The organism is Streptomyces sp. NPDC053367 (genome assembly GCF_044545925.1).
Lineage (GTDB): Bacteria > Actinomycetota > Actinomycetes > Streptomycetales > Streptomycetaceae > Streptomyces.
This window is the reverse complement of the sequence record NZ_JBITYN010000009.1, coordinates 153,884-169,440: the sequence shown is the minus strand read 5'-3', so window position 1 is coordinate 169,440 and position 15,557 is coordinate 153,884. Positions and strand designations below refer to the sequence as shown.

Annotated in this window: 18 protein-coding genes; 7 read left to right on the top strand and 11 right to left on the bottom strand. The window is 71.5% G+C overall.

Translation table 11 applies throughout. The features are described from left to right. Positions 1–18: 18 nt before the first annotated feature. Positions 19–1,356, bottom strand: coding sequence for a geranylgeranyl reductase family protein (locus ACIGXJ_RS25370; RefSeq protein WP_399649537.1), 1,338 nt, complete (start codon positions 1,354–1,356; stop codon positions 19–21). Between the two features lie 47 nt (positions 1,357–1,403). Between ACIGXJ_RS25370 and ACIGXJ_RS25365 the strand changes: the two genes are divergently transcribed. Continuing rightward, positions 1,404–1,910 carry a GNAT family N-acetyltransferase gene (locus ACIGXJ_RS25365; protein ID WP_399649534.1) on the top strand — a complete coding sequence of 169 codons (507 nt, stop codon included), beginning with the start codon at positions 1,404–1,406 and terminating at the stop codon, positions 1,908–1,910. A 119-nt stretch (positions 1,911–2,029) separates the two neighbouring features. Next, positions 2,030–2,335: a PASTA domain-containing protein gene (locus tag ACIGXJ_RS25360; RefSeq protein WP_399649531.1), complete on the top strand. Its 306-nt coding sequence runs from the start codon at positions 2,030–2,032 to the stop codon at positions 2,333–2,335. A 28-nt stretch (positions 2,336–2,363) separates the two neighbouring features. Here ACIGXJ_RS25360 and ACIGXJ_RS25355 read toward each other — a convergent pair whose 3' ends face one another. The 5 genes from ACIGXJ_RS25355 to ACIGXJ_RS25335 form a co-directional block, all read right to left on the bottom strand. Next, entirely contained in the window at positions 2,364–3,059 is a 696-nt protein-coding gene (locus tag ACIGXJ_RS25355) for a demethylmenaquinone methyltransferase (protein ID WP_399649528.1), read from the bottom strand. Between the two features lie 48 nt (positions 3,060–3,107). Then, positions 3,108–3,707, bottom strand: a complete 600-nt coding sequence (locus ACIGXJ_RS25350) for an imidazolonepropionase-like domain-containing protein (RefSeq protein WP_399649525.1) — start codon at positions 3,705–3,707, stop codon at positions 3,108–3,110. Between the two features lie 7 nt (positions 3,708–3,714). Continuing rightward, positions 3,715–4,926 (bottom strand): cyclic dehypoxanthinyl futalosine synthase, encoded by a 1,212-nt coding sequence (gene mqnC / locus ACIGXJ_RS25345; protein WP_399649522.1) that lies wholly within the window; start codon positions 4,924–4,926, stop codon positions 3,715–3,717. Between the two features lie 71 nt (positions 4,927–4,997). After that, positions 4,998–5,852, bottom strand: a complete 855-nt coding sequence (locus ACIGXJ_RS25340) for a prepilin peptidase (RefSeq protein WP_399649519.1) — start codon at positions 5,850–5,852, stop codon at positions 4,998–5,000. Further along, the gene (locus ACIGXJ_RS25335; protein WP_399649517.1) at positions 5,849–8,806 is read right to left on the bottom strand and encodes a BTAD domain-containing putative transcriptional regulator; all 2,958 of its coding nucleotides are present in this window, start codon (positions 8,804–8,806) and stop codon (positions 5,849–5,851) included. The genes ACIGXJ_RS25340 and ACIGXJ_RS25335 overlap by 4 nt, the downstream gene beginning before the upstream one ends. Positions 8,807–9,387: 581 nt before the next feature. On the opposite strand from ACIGXJ_RS25335, the gene ACIGXJ_RS25330 reads away from it, so the two are divergent. The 5 genes from ACIGXJ_RS25330 (at position 9,388) to ACIGXJ_RS25310 (ending at position 13,177) form a co-directional block, all read left to right on the top strand. Beyond that, positions 9,388–10,974, top strand: coding sequence for a putative T7SS-secreted protein (locus ACIGXJ_RS25330; RefSeq protein ID WP_399649514.1), 1,587 nt, complete (start codon positions 9,388–9,390; stop codon positions 10,972–10,974). Between the two features lie 229 nt (positions 10,975–11,203). Next, the gene (locus tag ACIGXJ_RS25325; RefSeq protein WP_399649512.1) at positions 11,204–11,725 is read left to right on the top strand and encodes a hypothetical protein; all 522 of its coding nucleotides are present in this window, start codon (positions 11,204–11,206) and stop codon (positions 11,723–11,725) included. A 2-nt stretch (positions 11,726–11,727) separates the two neighbouring features. Next, a complete protein-coding gene (locus ACIGXJ_RS25320) occupies positions 11,728–12,357 on the top strand; it encodes a hypothetical protein (RefSeq protein ID WP_399649509.1) in 630 nt (209 codons plus the stop codon). Positions 12,358–12,382: 25 nt separating this feature from the next. After that, on the top strand, positions 12,383–12,736 hold the full coding sequence (locus ACIGXJ_RS25315; RefSeq protein ID WP_399649506.1) for a hypothetical protein: 354 nt from the start codon (positions 12,383–12,385) through the stop codon (positions 12,734–12,736). A gap of 24 nt (positions 12,737–12,760) precedes the next feature. After that, on the top strand, positions 12,761–13,177 hold the full coding sequence (locus tag ACIGXJ_RS25310; RefSeq protein WP_399649503.1) for a hypothetical protein: 417 nt from the start codon (positions 12,761–12,763) through the stop codon (positions 13,175–13,177). 60 nt (positions 13,178–13,237) lie between these two features. Here ACIGXJ_RS25310 and ACIGXJ_RS25305 read toward each other — a convergent pair whose 3' ends face one another. The 5 genes from ACIGXJ_RS25305 to ACIGXJ_RS25285 form a co-directional block, all read right to left on the bottom strand. Continuing rightward, entirely contained in the window at positions 13,238–13,966 is a 729-nt protein-coding gene (locus tag ACIGXJ_RS25305; RefSeq protein WP_399649501.1) for a hypothetical protein, read from the bottom strand. 3 nt (positions 13,967–13,969) lie between these two features. Then, positions 13,970–14,419: a pilus assembly protein TadG-related protein gene (locus tag ACIGXJ_RS25300; protein WP_399649498.1), complete on the bottom strand. Its 450-nt coding sequence runs from the start codon at positions 14,417–14,419 to the stop codon at positions 13,970–13,972. After that, positions 14,416–14,817 carry a TadE/TadG family type IV pilus assembly protein gene (locus ACIGXJ_RS25295; RefSeq protein WP_399649495.1) on the bottom strand — a complete coding sequence of 134 codons (402 nt, stop codon included), beginning with the start codon at positions 14,815–14,817 and terminating at the stop codon, positions 14,416–14,418. The genes ACIGXJ_RS25300 and ACIGXJ_RS25295 overlap by 4 nt, the downstream gene beginning before the upstream one ends. A 2-nt stretch (positions 14,818–14,819) precedes the next feature. Next, positions 14,820–15,200, bottom strand: a complete 381-nt coding sequence (locus tag ACIGXJ_RS25290; protein WP_399650209.1) for a TadE family protein — start codon at positions 15,198–15,200, stop codon at positions 14,820–14,822. A gap of 90 nt (positions 15,201–15,290) precedes the next feature. Beyond that, entirely contained in the window at positions 15,291–15,545 is a 255-nt protein-coding gene (locus tag ACIGXJ_RS25285; protein WP_399649492.1) for a hypothetical protein, read from the bottom strand. Positions 15,546–15,557 lie beyond the last annotated feature (12 nt).

The window sequence follows — 15,557 nt, the reverse complement described above, 5'->3', positions numbered from 1 at the left end:
TTGCCCCCGAGGCCGGCGTCACGCCTTGGGCGCCACCTTGCTCAGCCCGTTGATGATGCGGTCCATCGCGTCGCCGCCGGCCGGGTCGGTGAGGTTGGCCAGCAGCTTGAGGGTGAACTTCATCAGCATCGGGTGGGTCAGACCGCGCTGGGCGGCGATCTTCATGACCTTCGGGTTGCCGATGAGCTTCACGAAGGCGCGGCCCAGCGTGTAGTAGCCGCCGTAGGTCTCCTTCAGCACGCGCGGGTAGTGCTGGAGGGCCATCTCGCGTCCCGCGGGCGTGGAGCGGGCGTGTGCCTGGACGATGACGTCGGCGGCGATCTGGCCGGATTCCATGGCGTAGGCGATGCCCTCGCCGTTGAACGGGTTCACCATGCCGCCCGCGTCGCCGACGAGCAGCAGCCCGCGCGTGTAGTGCGGCTGGCGGTTGAAGGCCATGGGCAGGGCGGCGCCGCGGATCGGGCCGGTCATGTTCTCCGGGGTGTACCCCCAGTCCTCCGGCATGGAGGCGCACCAGGCCTTGAGGACCTCGCGCCAGTCCAGCTCCTTGAAGGAGTCGGAGGTGTTCAGGACACCGAGGCCGACGTTGGACGTGCCGTCGCCCATGCCGAAGATCCAGCCGTAGCCGGGCAGCAGCCGGTCCTCGCCGGGGCCACGGCGGTCCCACAGCTCCAGCCAGGACTCCAGGTAGTCGTCCTCGTGGCGCGGCGAGGTGAAGTACGTCCGTACGGCCACGCCCATCGGGCGGTCCTCGCGGCGGTGCAGGCCCATCGCGAGGGACAGCCGGGTGGAGTTGCCGTCGGCGGCCACCACCAGCGGGGCGTGGAAGGAGACTTCGCGCTTCTCCTCGCCGAGCCTGGCCTTCACGCCGGTGATGCGGCCGGTGCGGTCGTCGACGATCGGGCCGAAGACGTTGCAGTGCTCGTACAGCCGGGCGCCCGCCTTCTGGGCCTGGCGGGCGAGCTGCTCGTCGAAGTCGTCGCGCTTGCGGACGAGGCCGTAGTCCGGGAAGGAGGCGAGATCCGGCCAGTCGAGCTGGAGGCGGACGCCGCCGCCGATGATGCGCAGGCCCTTGTTGCGCAGCCAGCCGGCCTCCTCGGAGATGTCGATGCCCATGGAGACCAGCTGCTTGACGGCCCGTGGGGTCAGGCCGTCGCCGCACACCTTCTCGCGGGGGAACTCGGTCTTCTCCAGCAGAAGGACGTCCAGGCCGGCCCTGGCAAGGTGGTACGCGGTGGTGGAGCCGGCTGGCCCCGCGCCGACGACGATCACATCGGCGGTGTTCTCGGAGAGGGGCTCGGTCACGGCGGGATCTCCCCAAAGCTCGAAATCTGCGTGCCGACCGGCACTGGACATGGGCAGTCTATGCAGCAGAATTGATCAACCGGCTGAAGGGCTGCCCAGTGAACCGAGCTCTCCCCGTAGTACGGCTGCGCGTTCCCACCGACGAGGACGCCGTCGCCTGGCACCGGGTGTTCGACGACCGGGACGTCATGGAGTTCCACGGCGGCAGGTCCGCGGAGCTGTCCGTCTACGAGGAGCTGACCGCCCGCCAGCGCCGCCACGACGCCGAGCTGGGCTTCTGCCTGTGGACCGTGCTGGACGAGTCCGGCGAGGTCGTCGGCTTCACCGGCGCGCAGCCGTGGCCGGAGGAGTGGGGCCCCAAGGGCGAGATAGAGATCGGCTGGCGGCTCGGACGGGCGCACTGGGGCAAGGGATACGTCACCGCGGCCGCCCGGATGACCGTGGAACGTGTCCGTGCGGCCGGCGTGGGCGGCGTGGTCGCCATGGTCAACGCCCGCAACGCCCGCTCGATCGCGGTCACCCGACGGCTGGGCATGCGGCTCGCGGAGACCTTCGTCAGCCCGCAGTCGAAGCAGCAGGGACACTGCTACCGACTCGACCTGTGACACACGGTAACAGCCTGCTACGGAAAGCGACTTGACGCTTCCGGACGGCACCCCGGGCGGTTACCCTTCCAGTACCGCTGGGGGTGACATCTGTGCGCATACCTCACACAACGCCCGATGTGCGTGTACCGCGGCTGGTCGGCCTGATGGCCGTCGACGCGCGCCGCGAAGCCGAGCGGCACGGCCTGCTGCTGGCCGCGCCGGACCGGCCCGACTTCCATCTCGCCGTCGTCGACCACGTCGTACGGCAGTACCCGCCGCCCGGCGTCGAGGTGCCGCGGGACGCCGTGGTCACGGTGTGGTTCGACTTCCGCGACGGAGAGGGCGGCGGAGGCGTGCGCGAGCCGCGTCTGCCGCGCCCGGGCGGAGGCGGGCTGGAGCGGGAGCTGGACGCGCCGGAGGACCCGTACATGGCCGTACGGTGATCCGCGCGGACCACTCAAGGGGCCGGGCTCAGCCCTTCTTGAACCCCCGGTGCAGCGCGACCACGCCGCCCGTCAGGTTCCGCCACGCCACGTCGTCCCAGCCGGCCTGCTGCAGCCGCGCGGCGAGTGCCGGCTGGTCGGGCCAGGCGCGGATGGACTCGGCGAGGTAGACGTAGGCGTCCGGGTTGGAGGACACCGCGCGGGCGACCGGCGGCAGGGCGCGCATCAGGTACTCGGTGTACACCGTGCGGAACGGCGCCCAGGTCGGCTGCGAGAACTCGCAGATCACGACCCGTCCGCCGGGCCGCGTCACCCGGTGCATCTCGCGCAGGGCCGTGTCGAAGTCCTGCACGTTGCGCAGCCCGAAGGAGATCGTCACCGCGTCGAAGGTGTCGTCCTTGAACGGCAGCCGCGTGGCGTCGCCCGCGGTGAACGGCATCCAGGCCTGGCGCCGCTTGCCGACCCGGAGCATGCCCAGGGAGAAGTCGCAGGGGACGACGTAGGCGCCGGCCCGGGCGAAGGGCTGGGAGGACGTGCCCGTGCCGGCCGCCAGGTCGAGGATCTTCTGCGCGGGGCGGGCGTCGACCGCCTTGGCGACCTCCTTGCGCCAGCCGCGCGCCTGCCCGAGGGACAGCACGTCGTTGGTGAGGTCGTACCGTTCCGCCACGTCGTCGAACATCGAGGCGACTTCGTGCGGCTGCTTGTCCAGGGATGCGCGGGTCACGCCCTCATTGTGGCAGCAGGGGCCGCGGACGGCGGGAAGCGGCCCCAGCTAGCGGGCCCGGTACACCAGCCGGCCGCCCAGCACGGTCGCCACGCAGGTGCCCGCGCCCCGCCGCACCAGCCCGGCCCGGTCCGGCACGTCGAAGACGGCGAAGCGGGCGGGGGAGCCCGCGGCCAGGGCGGGCAGCAGGATCAGCGGGGCCGGGGACAGGGACGGCGGCCCGGGCAGCGACGGCGGCCGCTGTCCGACGGCGAGCCCGGCCCGCCGTACGGCGTCCAGGGCGGCCCGGTCGCGCAGTTCGCCCGCGACGGCGACGGTGCCGTGCGCGAGGAGCCGCTGCACCCCGCGCCGCGCGCTGGCGCCCCGGCGGGCCGGGTCCGTGCGGAACAGCGCCTCGGCGCGCGGCCCGCCGATCGGCTCGGTGCCGAGGGCGTCGGCCTCACGCGGGTCCGGGTGGTACGTCCGCTCCAGCAGCTCCGGCCCGTACGGATTGAGCAGCCCGGGCGTGAGGATGCCCGGCCAGCGGCGCACACGCGCGTGGGGGTGCGCGGCGGCCAGCTCCTCGTACGGGCCGACGGCGGTGATCCGCGCGCCGTCGACCAGGACGGCGGCCTCGGGCGAGGCCTCGGCGACGTGAAGGGTCAGCACACCTGGCTCAGTTCGCGGCGAGGATCTTCAGCTCGGGGTGCGCGGTGCCGCCCTCGATCGCGGTGGAGGAGATGTGGGAGACGACGCGCTCGTCGACGGGGTCGTTCGCCGGGTCGTCGTGCACCAGCAGGTGCTCGTAGGTCGTGGAGCGCTGGGCGGGCACCCGGTCGGCGCCGCGGATCATCTCGATCATCTCCATGAGATTCGAGCGGTGCTTGGCACCGGCCGCCGAGACGACGTTCTCCTCCAGCATGATCGAGCCGAGGTCGTCGGCGCCGTAGTGCAGGGTCAGCTGGCCCGCGTCCTTGCCGGTGGTGAGCCAGGAGCCCTGGATGTGGGCGACGTTGTCGAGGAAGAGCCGGGCGACCGCGATCATCCGCAGGTACTCGAAGATGGTGGCCTGGGTGCGGCCCTTCAGGTGGTTGTTCTGCGGCTGGTACAGGTACGGGATGAAGGCGCGGAAGCCGCCCGTGCGGTCCTGGACGTCGCGGATCATGCGCAGGTGCTCGATGCGCTCGGCGTTGGTCTCGCCGGTGCCCATCAGCATGGTGGACGTCGACTCCACGCCGAGGTTGTGGGCGGTCTCCATGATCTCCAGCCAGCGCTCGCCGCTCTCCTTCAGCGGGGCGATCGCCTTGCGCGGCCGCTCCGGGAGCAGCTCGGCGCCGGCGCCGGCGAAGGAGTCGAGGCCGGCCGCGTGGATGCGCTGGATCGCCTCCTCCACGGACACCTTGGAGATCCGGGCCATGTGCTCGACCTCGCTCGCTCCCAGGCTGTGGATGACGAGCTGCGGGAACTCCTTCTTGATGGCCGAGAAGTGCTTCTCGTAGTACTCGACGCCGTAGTCCGGGTGGTGACCGCCCTGGAACATGATCTGCGTACCGCCGAGTTCGACGGTCTCCGCGCACCGGCGCAGGATGTCGTCCAGATCGCGGGTCCAGCCCTTGTCGCTCTTCGGCGGGGCGTAGAAGGCGCAGAACTTGCACGCCGTGACGCACACGTTCGTGTAGTTGATGTTCCGCTCGATGATGTAGGTCGCGATGTGCTCCACCCCGGCGTAACGGCGGCGGCGTGCGGCGTCTGCGGCCGCGCCCAGGGCGTGCAGCGGGGCGTCCCGGTAGAGGCCGAGCGCCTCCTCGGGGGTGATGCGCCCGCCCCCGGCGGCTCGGTCGAGGACGGCTGTGACATCAAACGACGTGAGGTCGGCCTTCTCGGTCACCGGGTGTCCCTTTCGTCAAGGGTTGTGGACGGACGGAAACAGCCTACGCGAGGCGATCAGGAGGGCCGGCCTCAGGCCGCGTACGCCCCGGCCAGCAGCCCCAGGAACGCCCCCGCGATCAGGAACGGGCCGAACGGGATCGCCGTCTTGCGGTCCGCGCGCCGGGCGACGACGAGCGCGCCGCCGTACAGCGCGCCCAGCAGGAACCCGGCGAAGGTGCCGAGCATCAGGGTCCCCCAGCCGTACCAGCCGAGCGCGGCGCCGGTGCCGAGGGCGAGCTTCACGTCGCCGAAGCCCATGCCGCCGGGGTTGATCAGGAACAGCACGCCGTAGCCGGCGGCCAGGGCGAGCGAGCCGAGCAGAGCCGTGGTCCACTCCCCCGCGTGCTCGGGCAGCAGGGCGGCGAGGCCCAGCAGGGCGAGGGCCGCCGCCGCGAGGGGCAGGGTCAGCGGGTCCGGCAGCCGCTTCACCCGGAAGTCCACCGCCGCCAGCAGCACGCCGACGGGCGCGAGCAGCAGCCAGACACCGAGCTCCGGGCGGACACCGGTGGCCGCGGCGAGGGCCGCGCACACGAGTGCGGTGACGGCCGTCAGGGGCAGGGTCCTCGGGCCGTACGACGGTGAGGTGCGGGCGCCGCCCGAGGCATGGGAGGCGGCCGGTTCGCCTGCGGGGCGCCCTCGCGGGGCGGATGCGGGGCCCGGGTCGGCCGCAGCCCGCCCCGTCGCTGCCCCGGCCCCCGTCGCCGTACCGGCGCACTCCCCGCACCAGCCGCGCCCGGTCCAGCCCCGCAGCGGGTGTCCGCCGGGGCACAGTCCGCGCCACGGCTCGCCGGAGGGAGCCGCGAAACGGTAGACCGCGCGCGGGAGCAGGGCGCCCGCCGCCGCGCCCCACAGCGCGGCGGCGAGGACGAGCAGGGGGCTGTTCATCCCACGGCCGCGACGCTGTCGCGCCACGACGGGAGCAGCTCGTCGAGCAGGGCCTCCGTGCGGGGCGGCAGGCCGCGGGCGCCGCTGCGGGTGAGGAGGTCGGCGGCGAGGGAGGTGAGGCGGGCCGGGTCGCCGGTGGCGTGGGTGGCGCGCAGGAGTTCGTTCCACAGGCGCTCGTCGGCGGGGGCCGTGCGCAGGGCGGCGTTCAGGGCCTCGATGGCCTTCTCCGCCCGGTCCTTCACGAGGTGGAACTCGGCCAGCGCGAGCCCGATGTCGGCGACCAGCAGCGGGAGTTGGGCATCGACGATCTCGTGGGTGAGCCAGCGGTAGCGGCCCTCGGGCCGGTCGGCGAGCAGCGGGCCGCGCACCAGTACCAGCGCGTCGGTGAGCAGCCGCCCGCGCACGGCACGGCTGTCGACGCCCCGGCCCTGGGTGGCCTCGTGGTAGAGCGAGCGCAGCACGTCGAGGTCGGAGACGACCGACTTGGCGAGCGTGAGGCGCCCGGTGGTGTCGGTGGCGAGGCGGGGCGTGCCGTCGGGGTCGGCGCCGAGCCAGTCGCGCAGCCGGTCCAGCAGCGCGTCGCGTACGTCGTCGGTGACGCCGCGCGGCCACAGGGCGGAGGCCAGCACCCGCGGGTGCACGCCCTCCCGGTGCAGGAGCAGCAGGGCGAGGGCCTCGTGCAGCAGGGCGCTGCGCTCGCCGTCGGGGGTGTCCAGGCCGATGATCTCGTACGACCCGACGAGGCGGGCGTAGACGGCGGGCCGGCCCTGTTCGCTGATGTCGACGAGGAACGGCGGGGTGGTCGTGGGCCCGTCGGGGCCGCGGTCGGGGTCGGCCTCGACGAACAGCTCGACGACCGCGCGCTGCTGGGCGACGGGCAGGAGCTGGGCGTCGAGTTCGAGGCCGAGCAGCGGGGCGAGCAGCTTGCCCTCGCCGGTGATCTCCATCTCCCAGGCGGCGCCGGGCAGATCGCCGGACTCGGTGCCGACGAGGTAGCCGATGCCGAGGCGGCCGGCGTCGGCGGCGAGTTCGGCGAGCTTGACGGCGTCCTCGGGGGACGGCTGGGCGGCGAGCAGCACCAGGTGGGGAGCCCAACGGGTGTGGTGGGCGGGCCCGGTGCGGCCGGTGAGCACGGAGTCCTGGCCGGCGGCGCCGAGCGCGCCGCGCCGCTGGCGGGTCTCGGCCTCCATGGTCTCGATGAGGTCGTCGACGCCGTCGAGGTGGCGCAGCCGGTTGGGGGCGAGCGGGGTGAGGTCCTCGCCGAAGCCGACGAGGGTGATGGTCATGCGGTCCGACCAGCCGTTGGTGGCCAGTTCGGCGGCGACGGACGCGAACACGGCGGCCCGGTCGGCCTCGCGGCCGCTCAGCGACACGATGCCGGGCACGGCCTCCAGGTTGAGCAGCAGCCGCGACTCGTCCATGGTGCCGAGGCTGACGAGGCCCGGGTACGGGGCGGCGGTGTCGGTGTCCTCGTAGCGCTCGGCGTCGGCGCGCGACAGCAGCCAGAAGGTCTGGTCCTGACCGGTCCGCCACGGCGCGGGCGGCTTCCCGGACGGCTGGGCGAGCTGGAGGTGCAGGTCGCCGTTGCTGAGCCAGGCCGCGTACACGACCGGCAGCGGCCTCGACTCGGCGGCGAGGGAGGCGGCGAGGCCGCGCAGCGAGCGGTCCAGGAGGCGTACGGCTTCGGGGTCGGCGCCGACCAGGAGGGCGTCCTGGGCGTCCGCGGCGGCGCCGGCCGGGGTGGGCGGCTCCATGCCGCGCCGCCCGCCGACGGCGCCGAGCGCCGACTGCCACAGGGCCTGGCGGCGGCGCCGGCCGAGCGCGCCGAGGAGGCCGGCGGCGAGGAGGGGGGCGCCGAGGAGGGCCTCGGGGAGGCCGAAGTCGCTGCCGGACGCCGGGGCGGCCTGGTGTTCGTGCCGCTGCGGGGCCTCGGGTACGGGGGCCGGCCGCTGCTCGGGCAGGGACACGGCCGTGTCGCCGTGGCCGCCGCCGGGCTGCCGTTGTTCGGCGTGGTCGCCGGTCTTCGCGTAGTCGCGGATCTGCTGCCGGACCTCGGGCGGGACGGCGGCCGCCTCGTCGGGCATCTCGACGAGCTCGCCGCCGACGGCGTCGCCGGGCATCTCCATGATCCAGCCGGGCCGGATGAGGCTCGCCTCGGACAGGCGGGAGCCGTCGGGCTGCACGCGGTCCTTGTTGAGCTCGTAGATCTCCTTGTAGCGGCGGCCGTCGCCGAGGTGGCGTTCGGCGACCTCCCACAGGGAGTCGTGGTGGCGGCCCTCGGGCGGCTGGATCCGGTAGTACTTCGTGTCGCCGCTGCGGGCGGTGGCGCCGCTGTCGGCCCGGTCCGCGGCGTCGGCGGCCTGGTCGGCGAGGGCGGCCGCGGCGGAGGCGGTCTGCTCCTGCTGCTGGGCGAAGAGTCCGGGCGTCTGCTGGGCCGCGGCGACCGTGGGCCGCTGGCTGCCCTCCAGGTTCTGCCCGAGCTGCGACAGCCCGGGAGTGAGGCTCGCGGCGGTGGCGCCGACCAGCAGCAGCGCGGCCACCAGCTGCCGCGCGAGCAGCTGGCTGGGCCCGGCACCCGGCACCCGGCCCGGCACGCCGACCCCGGACACGGCGGCCTTCACCTCGACCAGTACGCACGCGGTGAACTGCGCCCAGGCCAGCCACACGACGACGGTGAGGATGTTCAGGAACGTCTGCACCGAGATCTCGCGCTGCAGCCAGTCCAGGCTGGGCGCCCCGTCGGGGAAGGGCCACCCGAGCTGCGACGCCAGCCCCAGCGGCACGCCGAACACCAGGGCCACCAGCGCCACGAACGCGAGGAACGCCTTCACGAAGTCCCCGAACGTGCGCCGCCGCACACGTACGGGCTGCGGGGTGCGGTTGCGGGGGGTGCTCCCCGGGGCGGTCGCGTTTCCCGTCGAGCTTGACGAGCTTGAACTGCGGCGTCGCGGCATGGCGGGTGTCCTGGGGTGGGTTCGATGGGGGTGCCTGGTGGGTGTACCGAGCCTACCGAGATCTTATGAATCGGGTTGTCGGCACAGAACCCCGTTCCGGAAGCACAAGCGCCGCTTTGCCGCTTCCCGTCCATTGGGCCCGACTTGCCCGGCATGCAGGCGGGCGGCCTGTGCAGGATCTTCACGTCGGGCGGCGGGTGTTGCACCTGGACTGCCCGGCGGGCCGGCGGGAGGCTTCGGTGAAGTACGCTCCGAGCGTCAAAGGGGTCTCCGGCGAGAGGCGTTGGATCGCCGCACGTCCGACGAGGCCGGGCCGGCCGTCGCCCCGCCGGTTCCTCGGGGTCGAACAACCGACGGATCCCCTTCAACGCGGGCCGCACCGCGACCAGTCGGCGAGCCGGCTCACGCACATCCCCAGTCGCCTCAGCCGAGTTCACCGCCGTTTCCGGCCACACCCGCAACCGCCGGTTCGCCGCTTTGCGTCTGTCACGCCGGATACCGCACGGGAGCGGCATCCGCCCACAGGATAGATTCACACGTACGTTCTCTTGCACGATCGCGGGCGTTACGGGGGTAAACGCGTGTCCCACAGGCCGACCGACTGGCACGTACTCGACCTGGAGAAGGACCCGACCCCGGGCGATCCGCAGCGCATCCGCCAACTCGCGGGCAGCTTGCACGACTTCGCGGACGACGTGGCCGACGCCCTGCGCGACCTGAAGGGCATAGCCAAGGAGGACGAGATCCTCTCCTGGGCGGGCAAGACGGCCGAGGTCTTCGCGGAGGAGTTCGGCGACGCCCCGAAGAAGCTGCGCAAGCTGAAGAAGTCGTACGACCTGGCGGGCGACGCCCTCGCCTCCTTCTGGCCGGACCTCCAGGAGGCGCAGGAGAAGGCGGACAAGGCGCTGCGGGACGGCCGCAAGGCGCGCGATGAGCTGAGCACCGCCCAGACGGCCCTGTCCGGAGCGGAGGACTGGGTACGGCGGGCGACCGAGAAGGCCGACTCCTACGACCCGTCGAAGAACGCCGGCAAGGACGTCCCCAAGCCCGACGAGGCCGAGGTCCGCCGCGCCACCCGCGACGCCCAGCACGCCAAGTCCCGCCAGGAGCGCGCGGAGAAGGACGTCCAGACCGCCCAGAACGCCCTGGAGGCGGCCAAGAAGCTCGCCGCCCAGGCGCGGGGCCTGCGCGAGGAGGCCGCCCGGCGCACGGTCACCAAGCTCCAGGAGGCCTCCGACGCCGGCATCCGGAACCGGCACTGGTGGGAGGAGATCGGCGACTGGGTCTCCGACCACTGGGACGAGATCGTCACGGTCTGCAAGTGGGTCGTCACGATCGTCGGCATCATCGTCATGATCATCGGCGGCCCGCTGGGCTGGCTGGTGTTCGCCGCGGCACTCGTCGTCCTCGCGGACACGGTCAGAAAAATGCTCAACGGCACAGCCGGGTGGGGAGACCTGGCCTGGGCCGTCCTGGACTGCATCCCCGCCACGAAGGGCTTCACCAGCCTGGCCAAGCTGGGCAAGCTGTGGAAGGCGGGCGGGCTGAAGGCGCTGGGCGCCGGCGCGATGAAGGGGATCGGCGGGGGTTTCGCGAAGAAGTACCAGGCGCTGCGCTCCGGCGACGCCTTGCGCTCCATCTACCGCCCGTTCAAGGGGTCGAGCCGATTGTTCGGTGGAACGATTCCGTACCGTGAGCTCTCCCCGAAGGCCAGGCAGCTCGCGAAAGCCCTCACGAAGGGCCCTGTCCGCATCACCCCGAACGAGGTCCACATCACGCACATGGCCGAGTTGCAGAAGTTCCACGGTGTCGAGCACGCTGTGGTGCAGAACCCCCTCGGCGAAATGCGGCTCTTCCAGGGCGACCAGGTCACGACCATCGTGCCGAAGGAACTTCGCGACGAAGGCTACAAGTTCACGGTGCACACGCACCCGGAGGACCGCATACCCGGTCCACCCGACGATCTGGAAGCCGCACGCGGCATGAAGAACAGCATGAGCCGCGATCTGGACAACAAACGCACACCCCACATGGAGGCGGTGATCAGCCGCGACGGAAATGTCCGCTTCTTCGACAACAACGGCGTGCTGGAACTGCCGCAGGGCACATATCCGCCAGGTGGGCCGATCAGCGATCGCGGCGGGATCGTGCCCGTACCCGGCATATAGTGACCGGACCCGCCCACGTCAGGCCCCCTAAATCGATCGAAACGACAGGCGAACGGATATGCCGGATCTCAACGAATGCCAGATCTGCGGGGCGCCCGCCCCTCTCGTCCCAGGACATTGCGACGGGGTCGCGGGCTATCGGCTGATCCGGGACCCTTGGGCCGAACGTCCTGCCTTCTTCGACGGGAACCTTCATTTCTCGTGCTTGGCCCGGTCGGACGAGCACGTCGTGTTCGTCGAGGAGTTCACGCACATGCTCCAGGCGGGGCATGAGGAGGTCCAGAGCCTCGACGGGTCACCGCCGCCGCTCACCAGAATGGGCCTGGGCATGGAGGAGATCTTCGCCGGAGCGGAATGCCGCGTCTATCGGAGCGGCGTCGCCGACCGATGGATGGTGGTGAGTCACAGCGGACCATGGGTCCAGCTCGGCCTGGCCGACCTCGCGCACCTCGCGCGCGGCGGAACCCCTCTCTCTCCGGCCAATGTCTTTCCCTACCGTCTGCCGCATGACCTCGAAGGCATCGCCTCCTACGATCTCCAAGGCCTTCTGACAGCTCTCGGCGTGGCCGACAGATACGGGTCGCCCGAGACACTCGCTCAGATCGAGTACGAATTCGTCGACTACTACCCGCCGAAGCGCCTTCTCGAGTATGTGGTCCGAGTCCCCCTCGCCGTCCCGCCGGAGGCACGTGCCTTTCTGGCGGAATACGCGGAGCGCTACACGCCGGTCAGTTTCGAGGACGAGGAGTAGAGATGGCGGCTGTGACCGGTACGTCGCCCGTGGGTCTGTCGCTCTCAGTGCCGGACTCATGGTGGGAATTCGACATCCGCCCCGAGGGCCGGGAGTCGACCATCAGAAAACTGGTCGACGAGCGCGTTCGCGAGGTGCCCGAACTCGCGCCCTACCGTTCCGAGCTCACGGCGATGCTCCGCAAGATGGCCAAGGACGCTCACGAGTCCGGTGCGGTGTATCTGGGCTGCATGGCCGAGAACTTCGACGGGGTCCCGCTCTCGGCGACCATCACCGTCTCCGTCCTCGGCGCGAAGAACAAGCAGGGCGTGGCCTTGTCCACCGACCCGAGGGCCATCGCGGAGAGTCTGCGGACGATCACACCCCGCAGGGAGGGCGACGCGTGGCGGAAGGTGACCACCGTCGACATCCCCGAGGTGGGGGTCGCCGCCCGGACGTACGGCGTGGAGGACGTGCCCGTCGCACAGGGCGACAGCCGCACCCTGCGGATGGCGCTGACCCAGACGTACATCCCGATCCCCGGCGCCACCGACCAGGTCGTCCTCGTCTCCGGCGCCAGCCCCGTCCTCGACCTGGCCGAGGCGTTCCACGACATCTTCGACGCCGTGACGAGCACGTTCCGCTTCGTCTGACCGACACACCTGGGGGACAGGACACATGGGGAAGGGCAAGAGCGATCTCTCGCTCCCGCTGGACGAGCTGGCCGGCTTCGGCAGCAGCCTGCGCTCCATCAAGAGCCGCCTGAACCACACCAAGAAGCTCTTCGAGTCCTACAAGGACGACATCGGCGACAGCAGCGTCAACGACGCCCTCGGCGACTTCGAGTCGAACTGGGAGGACGGCCGTGAGGACATCACCCAGCAGCTCGACGCCCTCGCGGACATGTCGGACGCGGTCGTACGCGAGTTCACGAAGCTCGACGAGGAGCTGGCCAAGCAGGTCAATGACGCCATGAAGGTCAAGGACACGCGCGGCGGGAAGGGCGAGAAGGGGGGCAAGGGTGCCGAGTGACGGCCGGACGGCAGAGGCTCACCTGTGATCCGCTCGGCCGGATTCTTCGCTGAACTGAACCCGGGTTGGGGAATGCCCCTCGACGGGTCGATCAGAGATGCCGTCCGGTCTGCGGGCGAATCCGACGAGGACCGGATCATCGGATACCTCAGGAATGGCACCGCGCTCTGGAGCGAGACGGGCGCGGAACGCGACGTACTGGACCCCGAAGGACCAGACCTGACGGGCGCCGGTTCGCTCCTCACGGACGGCACCTGGCTCTGGCGAGAAGACCTGCCCTACTACGTCTCGGCGTACCACGTGACGCTGCCCGCCGAGTTCCTGGCCCACATCAGAGGGCTCGGCCACGCCGCTCCGACGGTCCCGGACTCAAGACTCCATGAGATCGCGACCCAGGACCTCGGCCTGCGCCTCGGCCCGGCACCAACCGCCGGGCGTTGAGGACGTGGCCGTCCTTCGGGGCGACAGTCGCACCCTGCGGAGCGGGCTCGGCTCAGGCGGTCAGCGAGGGCCTTTTGCCGCCTCTCGTACGACGGCCAGCGTGTAGGCCAGGCGCAGGTCGAGCCAGCCGGCCAGGGGCCGGTAGGCCCTGATGCCCTCCACCTGGCCGGACGTCAGCACCATGGGCTCCGGCTCGCCCTCGGCGCGCCAGGCCACGGGCTTGGGGACGTGGATGCGCCCTCTCTCATCTCCGCCGCCGTCGATCCCGAGACTGACGAACGACTGGACCACGCTGCCGACGAGTTCGGAGGCTTCGTGTGCGACCCGCTGCTTGCCGCGCGCCGCGACCTCCTTCGCGGTGACCCGGGTCCAGTGGTAGCTGGCCACGATGTCGGCGTGGTCGGGCAGCCGGAACCACCAGTCGTGCTGAACGGTGCGCTTGGCGGCGGGGGTCCGGTGCAGCACACCGAGCTCTCGGTCCTGCCCGTCGGTCACCCGGTAGCGGGCACCGTTCCTTTCCGGCGTCGCGGAGCACAGCGATGTCTCCGGGTGGGTGGCGTCGTACAAGTGGTACACCGGGGCATCGCCCCCACTGACGGTGATGAACGCCATCGGCGCCAGGAGCCAGGCGCCGTCCCGCATCGTCCCGGCGCGTACGGCCCACTGCTCCTTGCGCGCCTTGCGGCGGAGCGACGCCGGGCGCACCAGGTCGGTGACCGCGAACCAGCCGGCCCGGTCCCAGTGCACCGGCTCCACGACCGGGTCGTCCCGTGCTCCACGTTCGAACACCCGTCAGCCCACCTCGTTCTCCGCCACCGCCTGACCGCGCACCACCACGTCGCCGCCGTAGAACATGCCGGTGAAGACCGGGGAGTACGTCAGCTGGATCTCGACCTCGACCTGGGCGGCGTCGGCCGTCACGCAGTGGGACGCGGCGATGTCGGCGCCGGTCATGTCCATCTCGCGGGCGAATGCCTTGACGCGGGCGTCGCAGTTCTCGTAGTTGATGGGGGCCGGACCGCCCTCGTTGTCGTAGAGGGCCTCGCGGTCGATGTCCTGGGCGGCGTAGCGGGCGGCCTGTTCCGCGATGTCGGCGGCGCGTTCGCGTTTGGAGATCGACATGCCTCCGTCGATCACGAACGCCGACAGGGAGAGGAAGACCAGCGCGAAGATGATCACCGCGCCGGCGCCCGAGCCCCGGTCGTCCAGCAGGGCGCGCCGGGCCGACAGCCAAGTCCTCACGCCGTCCTCCGGAACGGGTCCAGCGGGGAGCTGAAGCTCGCCGACAGGGTGGTGGGGATGTCCAGGCCGAGCATGGCCAGGCCGCGGACCTCGCAGCTGACCTCGACGGTGAAGAAGGTGTCCGGTTCGAAGCCGGGGCTCGTCTGGCGGACGGTCACCGGGCCGGAGCAGACGTCCTCCAGGTCCGCCTCGGCCGCCTTCCTCGCCTCCGCGATCGCCGTCGCGTGGTCCTTCTGGATCGAGCCCGCGCGGGCGGCGTCCCTGGCCGCGCCGTCGATCGCGCCGCGGCCGTCGACGAGCTGGCCGAACGCCACCAGGACCAGGATGAAGAGGATCATCACGGGTGCGAGGATCACCACCTCGACCGTGGACAGGCCCTCGTCGTCCCTGCGGCTCATGGTCAGTTCTCCCCCTCCGGCACGAAACGCTCCACCGGGCCCGACGACTGCGCGTGCACCGTCAGGTCCAGGCCGGGGAAGACCGTCGGGACGCGTGCCGTGATCTCCACGCCGACGGTGTTCTGCTCCGGCTGGAGCAGCTTCACGTCCGGGGAGAGCACCAGCTGCGGGCCCAGTTGCTCGATGTAGGAGTCGACGACCGTACGGGCCTCACCGCGCCAGGCGCCCGGCTGGGCGTCCGCCGTCGCGCGGGCCTTGCGGGCGCCCGCCTGGGCCGCGGCCTGGGCGACGTGATCGGCGAAGAAGTACAGCGCGAACTGCACCGTCGCGAAGATCATGAAGAACAGCACCGGCGTGAGCAGCACGAACTCGATCGCGGTCATACCGGAGTCGCCGCGGGCGGAGACGGCCTCCGTCCTACGGCGTACCCAGCGCACCACGCCCACCAGCAACCCCCGTCGATCCCGCGGCCGTCAGCAGGTCTTGCCGGCGTCCGCGCCCTTGATGCAGTCGCCGACCTTGTTGGCGCCCTCGCTCAGCGCGGCGTTGATGATGGCCGCCACCACGCCCACGATCGCCACGACGACCGCGGAGATGATGACCCACTCGACCGCGGAGGCACCGCGGTCCAGCTCGCCGGAGCGGGCGCGCTCGACGCGGCCGCGCAGGAAGGTGACGAGGAAGTCCACGGCCGGGATGCCCGTGTGGAAGTTCTTCGGTGCGTTCATGAGTGTTCTCTT